Source organism: Hymenobacter defluvii, from assembly GCF_017589435.1.
Taxonomy (GTDB): Bacteria; Bacteroidota; Bacteroidia; order Cytophagales; family Hymenobacteraceae; genus Hymenobacter; species Hymenobacter profundi.
Map to the genome: position 1 here is coordinate 275,235 of NZ_JAGETX010000003.1, position 20,309 is coordinate 295,543.

The 20,309-nt window shown below is 57.9% G+C and carries 20 protein-coding genes; 10 read left to right on the forward strand and 10 right to left on the reverse strand.

The features are described 5' to 3' along the window. The first annotated feature begins 28 nt into the window (after nt 1-28). Together J4D97_RS08150 and J4D97_RS08155 are read left to right on the forward strand one after the other, a co-directional pair. Nucleotides 29-685, forward strand: a complete 657-nt coding sequence (locus J4D97_RS08150) for a metallophosphoesterase (protein ID WP_185280637.1) — start codon at nt 29-31, stop codon at nt 683-685. Further along, on the forward strand, nt 672-1,298 hold the full coding sequence (locus J4D97_RS08155) for a DNA-3-methyladenine glycosylase family protein (RefSeq protein WP_208307139.1): 627 nt from the start codon (nt 672-674) through the stop codon (nt 1,296-1,298). The genes J4D97_RS08150 and J4D97_RS08155 overlap by 14 nt, the downstream gene beginning before the upstream one ends. A gap of 189 nt (nt 1,299-1,487) precedes the next feature. Here the strand turns inward: J4D97_RS08155 and J4D97_RS08160 are convergent, their stop codons facing one another. After that, nucleotides 1,488-2,405, reverse strand: coding sequence for a DUF58 domain-containing protein (locus J4D97_RS08160; RefSeq protein WP_208307240.1), 918 nt, complete (start codon nt 2,403-2,405; stop codon nt 1,488-1,490). 235 nt (nt 2,406-2,640) lie between these two features. Between J4D97_RS08160 and J4D97_RS08165 the strand changes: the two genes are divergently transcribed. From J4D97_RS08165 to J4D97_RS08180, 4 genes are all read left to right on the forward strand, one after another. Next, nucleotides 2,641-2,976, forward strand: a complete 336-nt coding sequence (locus J4D97_RS08165) for a DUF3276 family protein (protein WP_185280640.1) — start codon at nt 2,641-2,643, stop codon at nt 2,974-2,976. A gap of 257 nt (nt 2,977-3,233) precedes the next feature. Further along, complete coding sequence (ychF, locus tag J4D97_RS08170; protein ID WP_208307140.1) at nt 3,234-4,334, forward strand: redox-regulated ATPase YchF; 1,101 nt, start codon at nt 3,234-3,236, stop codon at nt 4,332-4,334. A gap of 132 nt (nt 4,335-4,466) precedes the next feature. After that, nucleotides 4,467-4,676: a zinc ribbon domain-containing protein YjdM gene (locus J4D97_RS08175; RefSeq protein WP_208307141.1), complete on the forward strand. Its 210-nt coding sequence runs from the start codon at nt 4,467-4,469 to the stop codon at nt 4,674-4,676. Between the two features lie 419 nt (nt 4,677-5,095). Continuing rightward, on the forward strand, nt 5,096-5,665 hold the full coding sequence (locus tag J4D97_RS08180) for a LutC/YkgG family protein (RefSeq protein WP_208307142.1): 570 nt from the start codon (nt 5,096-5,098) through the stop codon (nt 5,663-5,665). 197 nt (nt 5,666-5,862) lie between these two features. Here J4D97_RS08180 and J4D97_RS08185 read toward each other — a convergent pair whose 3' ends face one another. From J4D97_RS08185 to J4D97_RS08195, 3 genes are all read right to left on the reverse strand, one after another. Beyond that, nucleotides 5,863-6,627 (reverse strand): SDR family NAD(P)-dependent oxidoreductase, encoded by a 765-nt coding sequence (locus tag J4D97_RS08185; protein ID WP_208307143.1) that lies wholly within the window; start codon nt 6,625-6,627, stop codon nt 5,863-5,865. 358 nt (nt 6,628-6,985) lie between these two features. Then, nucleotides 6,986-8,290, reverse strand: a complete 1,305-nt coding sequence (locus tag J4D97_RS08190; RefSeq protein ID WP_208307144.1) for a cytochrome P450 — start codon at nt 8,288-8,290, stop codon at nt 6,986-6,988. Between the two features lie 145 nt (nt 8,291-8,435). After that, nucleotides 8,436-9,416 carry an aldo/keto reductase gene (locus J4D97_RS08195; RefSeq protein ID WP_208307145.1) on the reverse strand — a complete coding sequence of 327 codons (981 nt, stop codon included), beginning with the start codon at nt 9,414-9,416 and terminating at the stop codon, nt 8,436-8,438. A gap of 102 nt (nt 9,417-9,518) precedes the next feature. Here J4D97_RS08195 and J4D97_RS08200 point away from each other — a divergent pair, with 102 nt between their 5' ends. The 3 genes from J4D97_RS08200 to J4D97_RS08210 are packed head-to-tail and all read left to right on the forward strand — an operon-like array spanning nt 9,519 to nt 11,261. Continuing rightward, a complete protein-coding gene (locus J4D97_RS08200; protein ID WP_185280649.1) occupies nt 9,519-9,968 on the forward strand; it encodes a GNAT family N-acetyltransferase in 450 nt (149 codons plus the stop codon). A 35-nt stretch (nt 9,969-10,003) separates the two neighbouring features. Next, nucleotides 10,004-10,726 carry a haloacid dehalogenase type II gene (locus tag J4D97_RS08205; RefSeq protein WP_208307146.1) on the forward strand — a complete coding sequence of 241 codons (723 nt, stop codon included), beginning with the start codon at nt 10,004-10,006 and terminating at the stop codon, nt 10,724-10,726. A gap of 37 nt (nt 10,727-10,763) precedes the next feature. Beyond that, on the forward strand, nt 10,764-11,261 hold the full coding sequence (locus J4D97_RS08210) for a hypothetical protein (RefSeq protein ID WP_208307147.1): 498 nt from the start codon (nt 10,764-10,766) through the stop codon (nt 11,259-11,261). Between the two features lie 7 nt (nt 11,262-11,268). Here the strand turns inward: J4D97_RS08210 and J4D97_RS08215 are convergent, their stop codons facing one another. From J4D97_RS08215 to J4D97_RS08235, 5 genes are all read right to left on the reverse strand, one after another. After that, complete coding sequence (locus J4D97_RS08215) at nt 11,269-11,697, reverse strand: EamA family transporter (RefSeq protein WP_185280652.1); 429 nt, start codon at nt 11,695-11,697, stop codon at nt 11,269-11,271. A 278-nt stretch (nt 11,698-11,975) separates the two neighbouring features. Further along, nucleotides 11,976-13,100, reverse strand: coding sequence for a 3-isopropylmalate dehydrogenase (leuB, locus tag J4D97_RS08220; protein ID WP_208307148.1), 1,125 nt, complete (start codon nt 13,098-13,100; stop codon nt 11,976-11,978). After that, nucleotides 13,088-13,684: a 3-isopropylmalate dehydratase small subunit gene (leuD, locus tag J4D97_RS08225; RefSeq protein WP_185280654.1), complete on the reverse strand. Its 597-nt coding sequence runs from the start codon at nt 13,682-13,684 to the stop codon at nt 13,088-13,090. Before leuD ends, leuB begins: the two co-directional genes overlap by 13 nt. Nucleotides 13,685-13,867: 183 nt before the next feature. Continuing rightward, a complete protein-coding gene (gene leuC, locus J4D97_RS08230) occupies nt 13,868-15,277 on the reverse strand; it encodes a 3-isopropylmalate dehydratase large subunit (protein WP_208307149.1) in 1,410 nt (469 codons plus the stop codon). A 185-nt stretch (nt 15,278-15,462) separates the two neighbouring features. Continuing rightward, nucleotides 15,463-16,629 (reverse strand): 2-isopropylmalate synthase, encoded by a 1,167-nt coding sequence (locus J4D97_RS08235; protein WP_208307150.1) that lies wholly within the window; start codon nt 16,627-16,629, stop codon nt 15,463-15,465. A 155-nt stretch (nt 16,630-16,784) separates the two neighbouring features. On the opposite strand from J4D97_RS08235, the gene J4D97_RS08240 reads away from it, so the two are divergent. Then, nucleotides 16,785-18,329: a hypothetical protein gene (locus tag J4D97_RS08240; protein WP_208307151.1), complete on the forward strand. Its 1,545-nt coding sequence runs from the start codon at nt 16,785-16,787 to the stop codon at nt 18,327-18,329. A gap of 169 nt (nt 18,330-18,498) precedes the next feature. On the opposite strand, the gene J4D97_RS08245 is transcribed toward J4D97_RS08240, so the two are convergent. Continuing rightward, complete coding sequence (locus J4D97_RS08245) at nt 18,499-20,163, reverse strand: M28 family metallopeptidase (protein ID WP_208307152.1); 1,665 nt, start codon at nt 20,161-20,163, stop codon at nt 18,499-18,501. Nucleotides 20,164-20,309 lie beyond the last annotated feature (146 nt).

Genomic DNA, 20,309 nt, shown 5'->3' on the forward strand with positions numbered 1-20,309 from the left:
GAGCGCGGGCAACAGAAATAATAGTTGTATGAATTTATTTGTGGTCGGGGATGTGCATGGGTGCTATTACACATGGCAGCAGCTGCTCCGGCACTGGCAGCCAGCAAAGGAACTGCTAATTCAGGTAGGCGATTTAGTGGACCGCGGCAATTTCGCGCCCGCTACCGTCGCCTCGGCCATCAGCCTGCGCCAGCGCCACCCCGACACCGCTTTCTTCCTGAAAGGCAACCACGAAGCCAGCCTCTGGCAGCACTGCGGCCCCGATGGCCCCTACCCTCCCTGGTTGCAATGGGGTGGACGCGGCACCTTGTTTCAGTATCAGATGCACTCGCCTGCTACGCTACGCCACCACGCTGCGTGGCTGAGCCAGTTGCCGCTCTACTGGGAGAACAAGCACCTGTTCATCAGCCACGCCGGCCTGGCCGACACAGCGCAGCCACTCGATGAAAACAACCCCGATGGAATTCTGTGGCGCCGTGGCCCTTTGCACAACATTGGGCGGCGGCAAGTGGTAGGCCACACGCCTACCCCCGATGGCACACCTATTTTCGATGAGGCCGCCAACGTCTTTTACCTCGATACGGGTGCCTACGATGGGCGGGGACTTACAGCCATTCGCCTCTCCCCCACCGGCGACCTACTCGACACCATCACCATCCCTACCCAAGCCGATGACATTGCCTGACGACGCCCAGCCCTACGCCGAAGCACGCGCCTACCTCTCGGCCGCCGATCCGGTTTTGGCGCGCATCATCGCGCAGGTGCCGCCCGTGCAGCCCAGCGCCCACGAGGACATCTACTTAGCCTTGCTGCGCGCCATCGTCAGCCAGCAAATTTCGACTAAGGCAGCAGCGGCTATCTGGCGCAAGGTAGAGGGCCTGTTCCTACCCGATGGCTACCCCGAGCCCTCATTATTAGTGGCCATGCCGGACGAAGAATTGCGCGCCGCCGGCCTTTCCTACCAGAAAGCCGGCTACCTGCGCGCCATTGCGGAGTTTGCCCTCCGCGACCAACTCGACCACGCTCACCTCAGCCAGCTTTCAGAGGAAGACTTCACCAAGCACCTCACCCAGATACGAGGGGTAGGCCGTTGGACTGCCCAAATGATTCAGATGTTCGCCCTCGACCAACCCGACGTGTTTTCGGAAGGAGACCTGGGCGTGCAGAACGCTATGCGTAAGCACTACGGCCTGGAAGAAACCGGCCGCGCCCTACTCCGCCGCATGACGGAAATTGCCGAAACCTGGCGGCCGTATCGGTCAGTGGCATGCAAGTATTTGTGGCGGAGCTTGGACTAATGGTGAAGTTGTGAGTTTGGGAAGTTGTGAATAGGAAGTAGCAAAGGCGCCTGTCATCCTGAGTGCAGCGAAGGACCTTATCACGCCAGAACGAGTCGTTGTTATAATGGCCGTTCAACCGGCAGAAGGTCCTTCGCTGCACTCAGGATGACAGGCGCCTTTGCTACTTCCTATTCACAACTTCACCTTTTACTTCGCCTTCCCCCGCTTCACCATATAAGCGTAAAGCACCTTATCGAACGGCTCCCGAATGTCAACCGGCACGAAATCAATCTTGTACTGGCCGCACCGTAGGGCCAGTTCCTGCTCGTAGTCGCGCATGGCGGCGCGGTATTGGTCGCGCACCTGGGCGGGTTGCAGCTTGATGGTTTCGCCGGTTTCGATATCCTCAAACAGGTAGGGCCGCTCCGCGAAATCGAAGTCCGACTCAGTGGCGCGGTCCATTACGTGGAACAGCAACACCTCGTGCTGCTGATGGCGCAGGTGCTGCAACGCCGCCAGGGCCGCCGTTTGCTCCTCGGGCGCCCGTCCCAGCATATCGGAGAAAAGTACCACCAGCGAGCGTTTAGGAATCTGCTGGGCAATGCGGTGAATCACGCCCGCCACATCGGTGGGGCGGCGCGGGGCGGCGGGGCGCTCCAGGAGTTGTTGCAAGGTGAGCAGCAGCGTGTGGCGGTGCGTGCTGGTGGAGCGCACCGGCGTTTGCAACTCAATCTGCTCGGCAAAGGTGACAAGGCCCACCGCATCGCGCTGCTTTTGCAGGAGCGTGATGAGAGCCGCCGCGCACAGGATGCTAAAGCACAGCTTGTCGTGGGTAGGCGCAGGGTAGTACATCGACGGCGACACGTCGAGCAGCAGGTGGCAGCGCAGGTTGGTTTCTTCCTCGTAGCGCTTCACAAACAGCTTATCGGTGCGGGCTAGCACTTTCCAATCAATGTGACGGGTGCTTTCGCCGGGATTGTAGAGGCGGTGCTCCGAAAACTCCACCGAAAACCCATGGTAGGGCGACTGGTGCAAGCCCGTGATGAATCCTTCAACCAACTGTCGGGCCAGAAACTCCAGATTTTCGAAGGAACGAACTGCGGCTAAATCGAGCGCCATCGGTATATGAGCTAAAAAATGAGCGGCGCCCAGCGGCATCCGAAACGATACGAACGGTAAAAATAGCGGAAACAGTGCCCGCGCAACTTACCTAATAACGGTCGGGCTTAGCTATTTTCCCAAAATGGTACTTTTTTCAATAAAAAAAGCCCTCCTTCGTATTTTTATATTCGCTGTATCTGATTTACTTTGAGCCTACAAAAAGTTCATTTTAGAATAATTCACTCTTACTGAAGATTCTGTGGAAGACCGTCACGATCAAGAAGAAATTTACTCCCAACGCATTAAAGCCGGCAAGCGCACGTACTTCTTCGACGTGAAGGCTACCCGCGGCCAGGATTACTACCTCACTATTACAGAAAGCAAACGTCGTCTCCGGGATGATGACACCTTTTCCTACGAAAAACACAAAATCTTCCTCTACAAAGAAGATTTTGCCAAGTTTGTAGATGCTTTGCAAGACGCCGTTGATTATGTGCGCGAAGAACTGCTTTCGCCCGAAGAAGTAGCCGAGCTGGACCGCCCCCGTCCTGCTTACGACAACGATTCGTACAATAATAGCACCGACACCTACTAACCCATCGGCCTAGCGAAACAGATTGTACTATCCCTTTTTGCTACTCGATTTATTCAAAACGGCGCACGTCAGCTCAGGCTGATGCGCGCCGTTTTTCATTGGTAGCGCGTGCCACCTGCGCCGCCCTACCCTACCCCCTCTGGATAAACAACGAAGGGCACGTGCAACGCGCCCCTACAAAACCCTTACCTTTGCCCCCGAATTGACATGGTTTAGAAACGTCGATTCACCATCTCACAACTTCACAATTTCACCGTATGGGTCTCCGCTGCGGAATCGTCGGTCTGCCGAACGTGGGTAAGTCCACGCTGTTCAACGCGTTATCGAATGCCAAGGCCGAATCGGCCAACTATCCTTTCTGCACCATCGAGCCCAACGTGGGCGTGATTACCGTGCCCGACCCGCGCCTACAGGTGCTGGAGGAAATCGTGAAGCCCCAGCGCGTGGTGCCTACCATCGTGGAGTTTGTGGACATTGCCGGCCTCGTGAAGGGCGCCAGCAAGGGCGAAGGTCTGGGCAATAAATTCTTGGCCAACATCCGCGAGGTAGACGCTGTGATTCACGTGGTGCGCTGCTTCGACGACGACAACATTGTGCACGTAGCCGGCGGCGTTGATCCAGTGTTCGACAAAGACGTGATTGACACCGAGTTGCAGCTCAAGGACTTGGAAAGCATCGATAAGAAGCTGGCCAAATCGGAGCGCTCGGCCAAGAGCGGCGACGCTAAGGCGAAGAAGGAAGTAGCGTCCCTGCAACGCTTCAAAGACCACCTCGAAGCCGGTAACAATGCCCGCTCGCTGGGCGCTAATGAGGAAGAGTTGGAAGCTGTAGAAGACCTGCAACTGCTGACGATCAAGCCGGTTATCTACGTGGCCAACGTGGATGAAGGGAGCATTCAGAACAACGGCAACGCCTACGTAGACGCGCTTCGTGACCATGTTAAAAACGAAAATGCGCAGGTAGTAGTGGTGTCGGCAGCTATCGAATCGCAGATTGCGGAGATGGAGGATGCCGAGGAAAAGGAAATGTTCCTGGGCGAGTACGGCCTCACCGAGTCGGGCTTGAACCGCTTGATTCGCGCCAGCTATGAGCTGCTGAACCTGATAACCTACTTCACCGCCGGCGTGCAGGAAGTACGCGCCTGGACCGTGCACCGCGGCGACAAAGCCCCCGCCGCCGCTGGCGTCATCCACTCTGATTTCGAGAAAGGCTTTATCCGTGCCGAGGTAATTAAACTAGCTGACTACGAGCACTATCGCTCAGAAGCCAAGATCAAAGAAGCCGGCAAAATGGCTGTAGAAGGCAAGGAATACGTGGTGCAGGACGGCGACATCATGCACTTCCGCTTCAACGTCTAAGACCACGGATTCGCTCGAATTATTGCGGATTTCACGGATTTTGTGGGTAGGGGTGCGTTGCACGCGCCCATCGTTGCACGATGGATGTATTACTCCTTCATGCCCTATCCCACTCTACCACAACATACGCACATGGACGTAAAGGACAGCAACGGCAATCTGCTCGCCGAGGGCGACTCGGTGACGCTAATTAAGGATTTGAAAGTGAAAGGCTCGTCGCAGACGCTTAAGCGCGGCACGCTGGTGAAGAACATTCATCTTACCAACAGTCCCGCCGAAGTTGAAGGACGCGCCGGCGGTAGCACCATGGTGCTGAAAACCGAGTTTTTGAAGAAGGCGTAACGGCACTGTTTTCGGTGCTGTTGCTTATCCTGAAGCGCTCCGGTCGATATTCGACCGGAGCGCTTTGCTTTTTAGAACTACCGCATTAGGCGCCAACCAGCGCAACTGGTAGGTGTAGGAGGGATTGGCCTAGCGCTTTCGCGTACTTGGGTTCTTTCCTTATCATTTGGTTCCTATCGCCAAAGCCTGCGCCTTCTACCCCACGGCCTCACCCACGGCAAGGGTTACAACCCCTGGGCCATAGCCCGCGAGCTGCCCGAACCGCCCAAACAGAGCTTCCGCGAGTGGTACGCCCAGCAAGCGGTGAAGTAGCACATCCATATGAATGTCATACCTCATTGAACGTCATTCCGAGCTTGTCGAGGAATAACGTTCAATGAGGCACCTAATCCAAAATCACAACTTCACACTTTCACCTCTTGTCTTCTTCCCGCGAGAAAATACTGGCCGCCGTGCGCGCCAATCAGCCCGATGAGCTACCGCTGCCTACCGTGCCGTCTTTCGAGGGCGACGAATCGGTGGAGAAGTTCACCAGCATCGTGCAGGGCATAGGCGGCACAGTGGTGGACGTGCTGGATGCTACCCGACTGCCGGAAGTGATTCACCAGCTGTTTCCGGCCGACTACCGTATTGCCTCTCCCCTGCTGCCGGAAGCCAACGTGCCCATAGATGCGCAAACGTCCATTGAGGTGCTTGCCGCCGTGGACTTGGCCGTGTTGCAAGGTGAGTTCGGCGTGGCCGAAAACGGGTCTATCTGGGTGCCGGAAGCCAATATGCTGCACCGCGCCCTACCCATGATTACCCAACACCTGGCCTTGGTCCTCGACCGGCGCAACCTAGTAGCTACCATGCACCAAGCCTACGCCCGCGTCCCCTCGGTGGGCGGCTACGGTACGTTCCTGGCCGGCCCCTCTAAAACGGCGGATATCGAGCAGTCGTTGGTGATTGGGGCGCACGGCGCGCGTAGTATGGTGGTATTGTTAGTATAAATAGCAGAATGGGGTAGCGATACTTTGTGGCCTCGCTACCCCGTCTCGCTTATCTAGCCTAATTATTTAAAGACCGTTTGCGCTAGCTAGTGAACGATGTAGAGACGCATACTTACGTCTCGTCGTTGAACGATTTCGGGCATATGGCGCATGCGACGAGACGCAAGTATGCGTCTCTACATCGTTCCAGCGGCTTCTTAGTTATTCAGCTTGATAAAGCCGCCGTCCAGCGGGTAGTCGCAGCCGGTTACGAAACCAGCTTCGTCGGAGCAGAGGTAGAGGGCCAGGGCGGCTACCTCCTCGGGCTTGCCCATGCGGCCGATGGGCTGGCTTTTGGACAGCTTATCGAAGATTTCCTCCTCGCGGCCGGCGTAGTTTTTGGCGATGAAGCCATCCACGAAGGGCGTGTGCACGCGGGCCGGCGAGATGCTGTTGCACCGGATACCGGCGTCGAGGTAGTCGCGGGCCACGGAGAGCGTCATGGCGTAGATGGCGCCCTTGCTCATGGAGTAGGCAAAGCGGTCGGTGATGCCTACCACGGCGGCGATGGAAGCCAGGTTCAGAATGGCCCCGCTACCCTGGGCTTTCATGAGGGGTAAGGCGGCGTAGAGGCAGTTGTAGGCACCCTTCACGTTCACCTGGTACACACGCTCGAAGTCAGCTTCGGTGGTATTTTCCACATTGCCCACGTGCGCAATACCGGCGTTATTCACCAGAATATCAATTTTCCCTATTTCCTGAAATATCCGCACTACCTCCGCCTGCTGGCTGATATTGAGGTGATGCGCCTGGGCTTGGCCGCCGGCCTGCGCAATGGTATCTACGGTTTGCCGGGCGGCTTCCTCATTCAATTCAATGATGTGTACGGTAGCGCCCTGCTTGGCAAATAGTTGGGCCATTGCTTGGCCGATACCACTACCGCCGCCGGTAATTACAGCACTTTTTCCTGTTAAGCTGAACATGAAAATCTACTAGGTTAGGTGGCTTCTGAGCCGCCATGCGGATACTAAAAATGGTTTTAGGGAGAATCGCATGCTATGCAGGCGTTGCAAGATAGCGCATAAAAGGCGCCAACAAAGCGCGTGGTCAGGGTAGTGGCACTACGGATTCCCACGGCCGCAGCACCGGCATCCGACCATGCGTTTGTGAAACAATAGCCTACTTCAAAGCTGCACTATTTTCGGCGCCCTACCCTCCCGCACTCTCCTGCTACGCACTAATAAGCATAGTTTGGCTGATACGCAGAAGCGCCACCCGCACAAATACGAATGACGCCTTGTGCTCGTATCTTACCTTGAGACACCATTCAGTACAACTGCATTAGTGAAATGGGCAGGCCGCAACGGTTGGCGCAGTAGCAATGGGCGCTACGGCTGTAGCTGCGGCCCGCACATTGCGGATAATAAAGCCGCTAGCGGGCAGCGTTGGCATCCGGGTCATGTCCACGCTCAGGTCCTGTTCAGGCACGTCGTAGGCCATGCTAGTGGCCAGCAGCACGGCGGCGGTTTTCATGGTTTCGATGGTGAGCCACTCGCCGGCGCAACGGTGATTGTGGGCGTAGTCGCCGCCGCCCTGGGGAATGAAGTTGAACGGGCTGCCGTTCCAGTCGCGGAACCGCTCGGGACGGAACAGGTGCGGGTGCTCCCAATGGCGTTCGTCGTGGTTGATGCCGTGCACGTCGAGCAGCGTGAGCGTGCCCTTGCGGAAACGGTAGCCGTGCCACTCGAAATCGGCGCGCACGCGGGCACCCAGCAGCGGCGTGAAGGGGTAAAGGCGGCGCACTTCCTGCGTAAACCACTCGGGGTATTGGGCAGGGCCGTTGCGCAGCATTTCGGCGCAGCGCGGGTGCTCGTGCAGGGCCAGCGCTTCAAACACCACGTAGTGCCCAATGGCCACAATAGGCCGTATCAGATTCAACAGCTCCACGCCGGCCACGTGTGTAGATAACAACTTACCATCCAGCTCGCGGTGCCAGGAAATGGCGTGCAGTGCCTTGCCTTCTACGGCGTACTGCTTGCCGGCGCGCACGTTGTCAATCATCTTACCTACCCACCGCTCGGCGCGGTGGCGGGCCAGCTTGCCCTTGGCGTGGCGCGGCCCTACCCCACCAAATGCGTCAATCATGGCACTCAGGTCGCGGGCCAGGGGCTTGATGTCCTTCTCCTCGAAGGGCACGCCGGCCCACGCACACGCTGCCCGGCACAGCACTTCCTCCACTTCCGGAAACAACTCTACTTGCTCCAGCTGCTCCCAGCGGCGCAGGTAGGCGCGCCAATTCTCGGCTACCAACGTGCTGTACTGGTGCAGGCTGCCGGGCGTCATCAAAGACATAAACAGCGCTTTGCGGTGCTGATGGGCAGCATCATCCAGCGTTTGCACGCCGCCCTGCCCCATAAGGGTAGTGAGGATGCGCCGGGGTAGGGCGCCCTCGCGCTGGAAGTGCTCCTGGTTGTAGAACAGGGCCGCGCCTTCCTCACCACTCAGGCACACGGCCTTCTCGCCCATCAGGCGCATCTGAAAAATATCGGAGTGGTGGCGCTTCCGTCGCTGGGGCAGAAAATGGTAGCCTTCGCGCAGAAAACTCAGGGTGCTGTCGAGGGCTTTGTCTTTGGGAATAGCAGTCATCGGCTGATTGGTTGTAGTAGGTAGGAATAGAGTGGTTTATGCATGTCATGCTGAGCGGAGTCGAAGCATCTCGCATGCTGACGATGGATAGTAACCTTCATCAGCACGCGGGATGCTTCGACTCCGCTCAGCATGACCAACGTCCTTACGAGAAGCCCAGCACCGGATGCGGTTGGTAGGGTTCCTCCAGGCGCTTGATTTCGTCCTGAGAAAGCGTTACGCCCACGGCGGCTACGGCATCGTCGAGGTGGCCGGACTTGCTGGCGCCTACAATAGGCGCGGTAATGACCGACTTCGACAGCACCCAAGCCAGCGCAATCTGCGCGGCGGGTAGGCCGCGCTCCTCGGCAATTTCCGTTACGCGGTCAGCCACGGCAAAATCGTCGTCGCGGCCGTACAGGCTCTTGCCAAAGGCATCGGTTTTGGCGCGCTCAGTTTCGTTGCGCTCCTTGCTGCGGCCGCCCGTGAGCAGCCCCCGTGCCAGCGGTGACCACGGAATCACGCCGATTTTCTGGTCTTCGCACAGGGGTAGCATTTCGCGCTCCTCCTCGCGGTACACTAGGTTGTAATGTGGCTGCATGCTCACAAAACGCGTCCAGCCGTGCAAATCGGCTAGGTAGAGCGCCTGCGCAAACTGCCACGCGTACATGCTGGAGGCACCAATGTAGCGCGCTTTACCGGCTTTTACCACATCGTGCAGCGCTTCCAGCGTTTCCTCAATGGGCGTGTTATAATCCCAACGGTGAATCTGGTAGAGGTCCACGTAATCGGTACCGAGACGCTTCAGGCTGGCGTCGATGGCGCTCATGATATGCTTGCGCGACAGGCCCTTGTTATTCGGACCTGGTCCCATGGGGTTGAATACTTTGGTGGCCAACACTACTTCGTCGCGTTTGGCAAAGTCGCGCAAGGCGCGTCCTACCACTTCCTCGCTAGCCCCGTCGGCGTACACGTCGGCGGTGTCGAAGAAATTGATGCCTTTTTCCAGGGCTTGCTTGATGAAGGGGCGGCTTTGTTCTTCGTCCAGGGCCCAGGGCCAGCGCTCGGTGGGCTTTCCGTAGGTCATGGTGCCAAGGCAGATGCGAGAGACGTGCAGGCCGGTGTTGCCCAGTCGGATATAGTCCATACAGTTTGTCGTAGATGTGAGGTCGCCCAGGCGGGCAACGCAATTGTTTCCCTTACTACGGCAATCTTTGCGCCTTCGATTAGACCTTCTCCGCACTTTACCATGAAGCTGAACTGGACCCTCAAGCCTTACCCTACCCTTTCCCTGGAAGAGTTATACGCCCTGCTACGACTTCGCAGCGAGGTATTTGTGGTGGAGCAAACCTGTGCTTTTCAGGATATTGACGGCCAAGACCAAACCGCCCTGCACCTACTAGGCCGCACCGAAACCGGCGAGCTAGCCGCCTACACCCGTCTTTTCGACGCGGGCGACTGCTACGCGCAAGTAAGCATTGGGCGCGTGGTGGTGTCGCCCGCTTATCGCCGCTCCGGTTTGGGCCAGGAGCTGATGCACCAGTCCATTAACGCCTGCGAACGGGCTTTTGGGCCGCAGCCCATCAAAATTGGGGCGCAGCTGTATCTGAAAGCATTTTACGAAAGCTTCGGCTTTGCGCAGCAAGGCGACGTGTATTTAGAGGATGGTATTGAGCACATTTATATGTTGCGGCCGTAAAAGCAAGCAATTTTCAGCCTTGCCACTCTGCCTGTATGCCCGTAGCACCTCTTCCCAAAGCCCTGTTGTTTGACGTGTTTGGTACGTGCGTCGACTGGCGTACCGGCATCACAAAGGCCGGCGAGGCACTGGGCCAGCGCCTCGCCGGCCTACCGGATACCAACTGGGCAGCGTTTGCTGATGCCTGGCGAGCCCAATACCAACCCCAACTCACGAGTGTGCGCAGCGGCGCACGCCCCTGGACGCGCCTGGAAATCCTCAACCGGGAGTCGTTGGATACTGTGCTGGCCGATTTTGGCTTGCAACAGGTGCCCGCAACCGAGCGCGATGCGTTCAACCTGGCCTGGCGCCACCTCCTACCCTGGCCCGATACCGTAGCCGGCCTGCACCGCCTGAAAACACGCTTCATCCTTGCCCCCAACTCCAACGCTGATATTGCGCTGGCGGTACACATGGCCAAGTTTGCCAACCTGCCGTGGGACGTCATTCTGGGCGCCGAGGTGGCGCAGCACTACAAGCCGCAGCCCGAAGCCTACCTTCGTAGCGTTGCGGCGCTGGGCCTCACGCCACACGAGGTATTGATGGTAGCAGCCCACAACGAGGATTTGGTGGCTGCCGGAGCTCAGGGCCTGCAAACGGCTTTCGTTGCGCGCCCGTTGGAACACGGCCCCGGCCAAACCGCAGATCTGCACCCGGCGCACGCCTTCACCTACATAGCCCACGACCTGCATGAGTTAGCGGCACAGCTAGGAGCCTGAAAACCCAACTATTCTCTCTGTTACTAGTTGGTTGGACATGCCAACGCTTTTTTACAGCTTTCCGGGCTTTCTGCATCTCGTAGCTGCTGTTTCAGCTTTGCTGCTGGGGCCATCCGTTTTGCTGGCTGGCCGGTGGGGCACCTATTCGCACAAACGGTTGGGGTATGCCTACCTCGGCAGCATGGTGGTGATGCTGGTTACGGCCTTCGGCGTGTACCGTGTATACCACGCTTTCGGCGTTTTTCACTACGCCGCGCTGCTCACACTGGCTACCCTGCTGGCCGGTATGATGCCGGTAATCATCAGGAAACCCGCTTCCGCGTGGCTCACGTGGCATTACTATGGCATGTACTGGTCGGTAATGGAGCTGTACGTGGGGCTGGTAGCCGAAGTGCTTTCGCACCAGCCTCACTTCTCTTTCCTAACCGTTGCTAGCTGGTCGGTAGGGCTGGTATTCCTGCCCGGCGGGTTGGTCTTCTGGTGGTATCATCGGCAGTGGAAGGCGCTGGTGCGGCAGCGGCCCATGCAGCCGTAGGTACTACCTACTTCGTGTCGCCGGAGTACGCGATGAAGATGGCGCCGGCTCCCATCAGCGTGACGCCTACTGCCAGTTGCCAGTTCAGCTTTTCTTTCAAGAATACAATAGCCAGAATAACGGAGAACACCAGCGAAACTTTGTCGAACGAGCTGGTGCGGGAGGCCTCGCCCATCTTGAGCGCCTGAAACGAAAACAGCGAGGACATACACGTAATAATGCCGGCTGTTACCAGAAACATCCAGGAGCGGCGGTCAATGCGCTGCACCTCGCTGAAATGTCCCTGAAAAAACACGAAGCTCCAGGCTACTATCACAATCAGCACCGACTGAACAGCAAACCCCACACTCGACTCGATATTCTTAATCCCGATTTTTGACAACGTTACTACCGCCGCCGCCGACAAGGCTGCCAACAAAGAAAAAACAATCCACATAAGGTTATTGGGTAGAAACCGTTCGGTGAGGTTACCGATAGGAGACGTTGGGCGCCGGCTATAGTTGCTTTCTCTGACGCAGGTTCAGAGGATAAGGTTATTTTCTAGGTATGAGTTTCCTGCTTGCTTTCCACTATTGAAATAACAAGCCCTACATGCCCGGTAAACCACTCCGCTTGTACCCGGCAAACATGCGTGATCTTAACGCAAAAAAGTCTGCTAGCTGATTGCTAGCAGACTTTTTTGTTGTTGCTTTCCGGAAAGCGGTAGCACAAGTACTAAATAATAGTGCTCATGCCCACAGCAATATTTTCTTTGTACATCTGGCAATCGATGCCACCCGCTACCTGATAGGCAATAAAGTTGCCTACCTGCTCGGTGCTACATGGGGTAAGGGCATTCAGCTCCGGTGTCAGGATGTTGGTGTCGAGGGCGGCTTGCACGGCGGCTTTCACCGCATCGGCTTCTTCCTGCAACCCAAAGTGTTCCAGCATCATCGCGCCCGACAGAATCGTGGCGATGGGGTTGGCAATGCCCCTACCCTTGGCCTGCGGAAACGAGCCGTGGATGGGCTCAAACAGCGCCACCTGGTCGCCCACCGAAGCGGAGGGTAGCAAACCCAGCGAGCCGGCAATGACGGAGGCTTCGTCAGAGATGATGTCGCCGAACATATTCTCGGTCAGAATCACATCGAACTGCTTGGGATTCAAAATTACCTGCATGGCCGCGTTGTCCACAAACAGATAATCGACGCGCACCTCGGGGTACTGCGAGGCAATCTGCTGCACCACTTCGCGCCACAGGCGCGAGGTTTCCAGCACGTTGGCCTTGTCTACCAGCGTGAGCTTGCCACGGCGCGTTTCGGCAGCCTGAAAAGCGCGGTGGGCAATGCGCGCTACCTCCTCGCGGGAGTAGGTGCAGTGGTCGTAGGCGCCCTGCCCATCGGCCGTGCGGCCCTTGTCGCCGAAGTAGATGCCGCCCGTCAGCTCCCGAAAAATTAGCATATCGGTGCCGCTGATGCGCTCCGGTTTCAGCGGCGAATGTGCCAGCAGCGCGTCGTAAGCCGTCACGGGCCGGATGTTGGCGTACAGGCCCAGCGACTTGCGCAGGCGCAGCAGGCCCTGCTCGGGGCGCACCTTGGCGGCTGGGTTGTTATCGTACTTTGGGTCGCCGATGGCACCCAGCAGCACAGCATCGGCTGCGAAGCAGGCATCCAGGGTTTGCGCGGGTAGCGGGTCGCCGGTGGCGTCGATGGCGCAGGCCCCCATCAGCTGCTGATCGAAGGTAAATTGGTGGCCAAAGCGCTCGGCTACGGCCTCTAGCACCTTAATGGCCTCGCGGCACACTTCTGGGCCGATACCATCACCGGCCAGCACTGCTATTTTCTTTTTTAATACGTCCATGGTCGGGAGGTTTCGTAGGCGGCAATGGCCTCTTTTTGGCTTACTAAGAAATCAATATCGTCGTACCCGTTCAGCAGGCACTCTTTTTTGTAGGGGTCGATGGCAAACGGAATGCTCTCCTCCCACACGGGCACGCTCAGTGTCTGCGCGGCCAGATCTACCACTAACTCCATCTGCGGGTCCTGCTCGATCTGCGCCAGCAGGCGTTGCAGCACCTCCTCCGATACTTGCAGGGGTAGCAAGCCGTTGTTCAGCGCATTGCCCCGAAATATGTCAGCAAAGTAGCTGGAAATAACCACCTTAAAACCCGCATCGAAAATGGCCCAGGCGGCGTGCTCCCGGCTGGAACCACACCCAAAGTTCTGACCTGCCACCAAAATCCGGCCAGAATAGCGCGGGTTGTTGAGCACGAAGTCGGGCTTGGGCTGGCCGTCGGCCGTGTAGCGCCAGTCGCGGAACAGGTTCTGACCGAATCCCTCGCGGGTGGTGGCCTTTAGAAAGCGTGCTGGTATGATCTGGTCAGTGTCCACGTTTTCGTTGGGTAGAGGCACCGCGGTGGAACGTAGGACTTGAAATTTTTCCATGTATTGAGTAGCCTGAGATCAGGCCAAAATTTGGAGGTACAAAGAATCTGCTTGTCTGCCCGCCTGTCATCCTGAGCTTACGAAGGACCTTATCAAGCGAGAACGAGTTGTTGTTAAGCGCATCGTGCTGACTTGAGCAGGTCCTTCGCAAGCTCAGGATGACAGATAGTGTGGATAAGCAACTTACCCGCCGGCCAACTCTAGCTCCGCGTAAGCAGGCACAGCACTGATTTTGCCTTCCACGGCTGCAATGGCCGCTACCAGCGGCGAGGCCAGTAGCGTGCGGGCGCCGGGACCCTGGCGGCCTTCGAAGTTGCGGTTGGAGGTAGACACGCAATAGGCGCCGGCCGGAATCTTGTCTTCGTTCATGGCCAAGCAGGCGCTGCACCCTGGCTCACGCAACTCGAAACCGGCTGCGGCCAGAATTTTATCTAAGCCTTCCTCTTTCGCCTGCTTTTCTACCTGCTTGGAGCCGGGCACGATGATGGCCTCCACGTGGGGCGCTTTGTGCTTGCCCTGCACGTAGGCTGCCACGGTGCGCAGGTCCTCGATGCGGGAGTTGGTGCAGCTGCCAATAAACACGTAGTCAATGGGCTTGCCCAGCAACGACTCGCCCGGCGCCAGGCCCATATACTCCAGCGACTTGCTGAAGCCGGCGGCTTCGCTCGGCACCACATTCAGCGGAATGGTGCCGCCGAGCGGAATGCCCATGCCGGGGTTGGTGCCGTAGGTAATCATGGGCGTGATGTTGGCGGCGTCGAAGTGGTGCTCGGCCTCAAACTCGGCGCCGTCTTCGGAGTAGAGCGTCTGCCAGTAGGCCACAGCCTGCTCCCACCGCTCGCCCTGAGGCGCGTAGGGGCGGCCTTGCAGGTAGTCGAAGGTAGTCTGGTCGGGGGCAATCATGCCGCCGCGGGCACCCATTTCGATGCTCATGTTGCAGACCGTCATGCGGCCTTCCATGCTCAGGCTGCGCACGGCGCTGCCGGCATACTCCACAAAGTAGCCCGTGCCGCCGCCGGTGCCCAGCTGCGAAATCACGTAGAGAATTAGGTCTTTGGCGCCTACCCCCGGGCGCAGGTCGCCGTCTACAGAGATGCGCATGCGCTTGGGCCGGTCGATGAGCAGGCACTGCGAGGCCATCACCTGCGCCACCTGACTGGTACCAATTCCGAAGGCAATAGCGCCAAACGCGCCGTGGGTAGACGTGTGGCTGTCGCCGCACACGATGGTCATGCCCGGCTGCGTGAGGCCTAGCTCTGGCCCAATCACGTGCACAATGCCTTGGCGCTCGTGACCTAGGCCGTACAGCTCTACGCCGTATTTAGCACAGTTTTCGGTCAGCTTATCTACCTGCGAGCGGCTGAGCGGCTCCTGAATGGGTAGGTGCTGATTGAGGGTAGGCACGTTGTGGTCGGCGGTGGCTACAATCTGCTGCTGCCGGAAAAGTGGCAGCCCGCGCGCTTCGATTTCGTCGAAAGCCTGCGGGCTGGTTACTTCATGTATCAGGTGGCGGTCGATGTAGAACACCGACAAATCGCCCACGGTTTTGACTACGTGGGCCTCCCAGATTTTATCAAATAAGGACTTGGGCATGGGGTGGGGCGGACTAATCATTTAGACCGTCATGCTGAGCGAAGCGGAGCGTAGTCGAAGCATCTCTACCGCTTCGTTGTAGTCGATTAGGATTACTCACGGTAGAGATGCTTCGACTACGCTCCGCTTCGCTCAGCATGACGGGCTGCTTTGCTCTGCTTTATTTCTTACTTCACTTCAAAAACTTACTCAACGGCCACCAACTTCTCCTGCTCTACCAGCGCGTGCAAATCGTGGTCTTGCACTTCCTTTTGGCAGTCGGCCAGCACCAGGAACGAGGCGTAAGCTTTGTTGAGCGACTGGCCGCCGAAGGCGTAGCCGAGCTTCTGCAAACGGTAGGCCAGCGCGGCGCGGCCTGAGCGGGCGGTGAGCACAATAGCCGAATCGGGGGCGCCTACCTCCTGGGGGTCGATGATTTCGTAGGTGGCGCGGTGCTTAATCACGCCATCTTGATGGATGCCGCTGGAGTGCGCGAAGGCGTTGGCACCCACAATGGCCTTGTTGGCCTGCACCGGCATCTGCATCAGGTGCGATACCATAGCCGAGGTTTCGGTGAGCAGCTTGGTGTTCACGCCTGTAGTCAGGCCCAGGTCGGCGTGCTGGCGCAGTACCATCACCACTTCTTCCAGGGCCGTGTTGCCGGCCCGCTCCCCTACCCCGTTGATGGTGCACTCAATCTGCCGAGCCCCGTTGATGACGCCCGCAATGGAGTTGGCCGTAGCCATGCCCAGGTCGTTGTGGCAGTGGGTGGAAAGCGTGACGTTTTCGATACCGCGCACGTTATCAGCGAGGTACTTAATCTTGGCACCGTACTCGGAGGGTAGGCAGTAGCCGGTGGTGTCGGGGATGTTGAGGACGGTGGCGCCGGCTTTGATAGCGGCTTCGCACACACGGGCCAGAAACTCGTTGTCGGTGCGGCCAGCGTCTTCGGCGTAGAACTCCACGTCCTCCACAAAAGATTTAGCCAGTTTCACGGCGGCTACGGCGCGCTCCACTACGTCCTGTTGGGTGGTGCGTAGCTTGTGCAGCACGTGCAGCTCGGAGGTGCCAATGCCGGTATGAATGCGGGGGTAACGGGCCTTGCGCAGGGCATCGGCGGCCACGCGAATATCGTTTTCCACGGCGCGGGTCAAACCGCACACGGTGGCTTCGCGGGTTTGGGCGGCAATGGCCTCCACGGCGGCAAAATCGCCAGGACTCGACACCGGAAAGCCCGCCTCAATAACATCCACGCCGAGTAGTTCCAGCTGCCGGGCAATTACAAGTTTCTCTTCCTTGTTTAGCTTGCAGCCCGGCACTTGCTCGCCGTCGCGCAGCGTGGTATCAAATATCTGGATGTTGTGCGCTCCCATAGTAGATGCGAAAATTGTGAGCAGATTTCAGTCTACTAACTACGGCGGGAAAGTTGGGCTTCGGAAAAGGACATTGGAAATTGCTACTATTTCTAATCCCTTGAACATTTCCAAAAGCATTTGATTACCATACTATTAACTTCCGCATTCTTACAATGCCAAACGAAGCAGGCGAATCGGTATTTCAGCTCATCAAGTCGCTGACGCGCTCCGAAAAACGGCATTTCCGACTATCGGCCGACCGCCCTGGCGCGGCCGAAGATTTGAAGTTTTTGCAGTTGTTCGACGCTCTCGATCAGCTCCCACACTACGACGAAGAACGAATTCTGACACTGGCACCAGCCATAAAAAAGGTGCAACTCGCCAACCTCAAGGCTAATCTTTACCGGCAATTATTGTCCGATTTGCGCCTTTATCACGCGGGCCAGAACGTGGATATTCAGTTGCACGAGCAGTTGGGCTACGCCCGCGTGCTCTACAACAAAGGCTTCTATCAACAGAGCCTAAAAATGCTGGACAAGGTGAAGAATATTGCCTACCAGCAACAACTCTCCCACATTGCCCTGCTGGCCTTGGATTTCGAGAAGCTGATTGAATCGCAGTTCATCACGCGTAGCCTAGAGGGTAGGGCTGAGGAATTGGCGAGTGAGTCGGCCGGTACGGCGGGGCAGGTGAGCCAGCTGCACACACTGTCGAATGCGGCGTTGCAGATGTATGGGCTCTACCTGAAAACCGGCCATGCCCGCAACCAGCAGGACTACGAGCAGGTAACGGCGTTTTTCCGGACCACCCTACCTCCTACCAACGTGCAGCGGGGTGGCTTCTTTGAGCAGCTATACTACTACCAGGCGCACGTATGGTACTACACCATTGTGCAGGATTTCAGAGCTGGCTACCGCTACGCCTACAAGTGGGTAGAGTTGTTTGAGCACACGCCGGATATGAAAAACCAGCAGACCATGCTCTACATCAAGGGCGTGCACAACCTGCTGGCGTATCTGTTCAACACCTTATACTATAGTCGTTTTCGGGAAGTACTGGCTACGTTGAAAGCGTTTGCCGCCGACCCTAACCGGCGCTCTACCCCCAACATTGAGGCGCTGCTGTTTCAATACATTGCCACCAACGAAATCAACCTGCACTTCCTGGAGGGCCGCTTCACGGAGGGGTTGGCACTGATTCCGGGCTTGTTGGGGCAGCTAGACGAGTACCGGCTGCAACTCGACATGCACCGCCGCCTGGTGTTCTACTACAAGATTGCCAGCCTCTACTTCGGCAGTGGCGACAACGAGAAGGCCATCGAATACCTCACCAAAATCATCCAATTCAAGGAGGTGAGTTTGCGCGAGGATATCCAATGCTTTGCCCGCATCCTGAACCTGATTGCCCACTACGAAGCCGGCCAAGATGAGGCCCTGGACTATCAGATTAAGTCGGTGTACCGCTTCCTGGGCAAGATGAACGAGCAGCAGCAGATGCAGGTCGCCATCTTCCGCTTCCTACGCACTGTGGGCGACCTCACGCCCGGCGAACTGAAAGGCGCGTTCACCAACCTCAAAAACCAACTCATCGCCATTGCCGTGAACCCACTGGAGCGCCGGCCTTTCCTCTACCTCGACATTATTTCCTGGCTGGAAAGCAAGATTGAAAATGTGCCGGTGCAGGAGATTATGCAGCGGAAGTTCCGGGCGATGAAGTGAGTTTGTGAAGTGATACTGGCGCGGGGCTGTGCCCCGTGCCGACTATGCGCAGGCCTCTGTCCTGCTGTCATCCGCGCCATTAAGGACGTTCGGGCGAGTCGTTCTAACGGGTAGGCCAGAGGCCTACGCATAGTCGGCACGGGGCACAGCCCCGCGCCAGTAGTACAGCTTACCGCTTCACACTTTTAAACTCTGATCCTTCTTTCCACTGCGGAAACGTGGTTTCGCTGGCGAGTTTCTTGCCTACCTCGAAGTAGAGTTGCGCGTCCTGGGCAATGCCGGACAGGTCCCAGGTAGGGTCGAACTGGTCGGCGGGCTTGTGGTAGTAGTTGGTGGTGTACTCTTGGCGTTTCTGGGCGATGTAGTCTTTGCCGTGGGCGCGGCTTTCGTAGCCGCCGCTGGCGTAGAGCGAGGGCACGCCCACGTGGGCAAAGCTGAAGTGGTCGGAGCGGTAGAACATGCCGGTTTCGGGCTGCTGGTCGGGTAGGATGTAGCGACCTTGCGCCTGGGCGGCCGCTTGCGCGTAGCTTTCCAGCTCCGATTGGCCGTAGCCGATAATCGTTAAGTCCTTCATTTTGCCGAAGGGCCAGAGCATGTCCATGTTCAGGTCGGCTACGGTTTTGTTGAGCGGAAACGGTGGGTGCTGGGCGTAGTAGGCCGAGCCGAGTAGACCCTGCTCCTCCCCCGTCACGGCCAGAAACACGATGCTGCGGGCGGGCTTCTGCGGGGCCTCGGTGAAGGCCTTGGCAATGCTGAGTAGCGCCGCCAAGCCGGTGCCGTCGTCCACGGCGCCGTTGTAGATGGAATCGTTGGCAATGGCTTTGCCTACCCCAAAATGGTCCCAGTGGGCCGAGTAGATGATGTACTCGTCGGGGCGGGTGGTGCCGGGTAACACGGCCAGCACGTTCTTGCTGGTCTGGCGACGCAGCTGGTTTTGCAGGCTGGTGCTGAAGGTGAGCCCGCCCAGCGGCCGGGCGCGGAAGCCCTTGGTATTGGCGGCGGTATAGAGCTGGTCGTAGTTCTGGCCGGCGGCCGTGAAGAGGCGTTTGGCCGCGTCGAGCGTCAGCCAGCCTTCGATGGCGCACTTGCTGGCACCTTTGTCCTCGGTTTGGGGGCGCAGCTTGGGCCCTACCGCCCCACTCAGCACCACCGACCAGGGGTAGGCGGCCGGCTTGGTGTCGTGCACGATGAGCAGGCCAGCAGCGCCGTGGCGAGCGGCTTCCTCGTATTTATAGGTCCAGCGGCCGTAGTAGGTCATGGCCTTGCCCTTGAAGAATGTAGTGTCGTTGCCAGCGTTGCCGGGGTCGTTCACCAAAACTACCACGGTTTTACCCTTCACGTCGAGGCCTGCGTAGTCGTCCCAGCCATACTCGGGCGCTACTACGCCGTAGCCGGCAAATACCAGCGGCGAGTTCTGCACCGATACTGTAGGCTGCTCGCGCTGGCTGAACACCACGTAATCGTCTTTGTAGTTCAACGTCAGCTTTTTGCCGTTGCCGGCAATTTGGGCCGTGGGCGCGGGTTTCACGCTGATTTCCACCATCGGCACGGGCTGAAAATAGTTGCCTGATAGGGCTGGCTGTAGACCCAGCTCTTTGAACTGCGCGGCCAGGTAGGCAGTGGCTTTTTCCTCGCCCTGCGTGAAGGGTTTGCGGCCCATCATCTCATCCGACGACACTTCGCGAAGGTAGCCGCCGATGGTGGCTGCCGTGATGCTGTCGGCGCCCGCGGCGGTGGTTTTGGCGGCGGTGCTGGCCGTGGCAGTGGGCTGGCTATTGCAAGCGGCCAGCAGTGCCAGCGCAGGCAGCAAGTAAGTAGGGTAGGAAAGCTTCATATATAAAAGACCAAAGGAGGTTCACAATAGTAAGCAAAGAACGTGGTCCGGCCCACTGGTGCAGCTCCGCAGTGGGTCCGCTGCACCATAACCTTCCTGCCATGAAGACAGTAACTACTCACGCAAGCTGCACGACTCGCAGGTGG

Bases quoted from the DNA above. Each gene is read 5' to 3' on its own strand.
- leuB (WP_208307148.1), bottom strand. From the start codon at position 13,100: ATGGACGTATTAAAAAAGAAAATAGCAGTGCTGGCCGGTGATGGTATC.
- J4D97_RS08185 (WP_208307143.1), bottom strand. From the start codon at position 6,627: ATGTTCAGCTTAACAGGAAAAAGTGCTGTAATTACCGGCGGCGGTAGT.
- J4D97_RS08190 (WP_208307144.1), bottom strand. From the start codon at position 8,290: ATGACTGCTATTCCCAAAGACAAAGCCCTCGACAGCACCCTGAGTTTT.
- J4D97_RS08155 (WP_208307139.1), top strand. From the start codon at position 672: ATGACATTGCCTGACGACGCCCAGCCCTACGCCGAAGCACGCGCCTAC.
- J4D97_RS08175 (WP_208307141.1), top strand. From the start codon at position 4,467: ATGGACGTAAAGGACAGCAACGGCAATCTGCTCGCCGAGGGCGACTCG.
- J4D97_RS08210 (WP_208307147.1), top strand. From the start codon at position 10,764: ATGCCAACGCTTTTTTACAGCTTTCCGGGCTTTCTGCATCTCGTAGCT.
- J4D97_RS08240 (WP_208307151.1), top strand. From the start codon at position 16,785: ATGCCAAACGAAGCAGGCGAATCGGTATTTCAGCTCATCAAGTCGCTG.
- ychF (WP_208307140.1), top strand. From the start codon at position 3,234: ATGGGTCTCCGCTGCGGAATCGTCGGTCTGCCGAACGTGGGTAAGTCC.
- J4D97_RS08200 (WP_185280649.1), top strand. From the start codon at position 9,519: ATGAAGCTGAACTGGACCCTCAAGCCTTACCCTACCCTTTCCCTGGAA.
- J4D97_RS08235 (WP_208307150.1), bottom strand. From the start codon at position 16,629: ATGGGAGCGCACAACATCCAGATATTTGATACCACGCTGCGCGACGGC.
- J4D97_RS08150 (WP_185280637.1), top strand. From the start codon at position 29: ATGAATTTATTTGTGGTCGGGGATGTGCATGGGTGCTATTACACATGG.
- J4D97_RS08245 (WP_208307152.1), bottom strand. From the start codon at position 20,163: ATGAAGCTTTCCTACCCTACTTACTTGCTGCCTGCGCTGGCACTGCTG.
- leuC (WP_208307149.1), bottom strand. From the start codon at position 15,277: ATGCCCAAGTCCTTATTTGATAAAATCTGGGAGGCCCACGTAGTCAAA.
- J4D97_RS08205 (WP_208307146.1), top strand. From the start codon at position 10,004: ATGCCCGTAGCACCTCTTCCCAAAGCCCTGTTGTTTGACGTGTTTGGT.
- J4D97_RS08195 (WP_208307145.1), bottom strand. From the start codon at position 9,416: ATGGACTATATCCGACTGGGCAACACCGGCCTGCACGTCTCTCGCATC.
- J4D97_RS08215 (WP_185280652.1), bottom strand. From the start codon at position 11,697: ATGTGGATTGTTTTTTCTTTGTTGGCAGCCTTGTCGGCGGCGGCGGTA.
- leuD (WP_185280654.1), bottom strand. From the start codon at position 13,684: ATGGAAAAATTTCAAGTCCTACGTTCCACCGCGGTGCCTCTACCCAAC.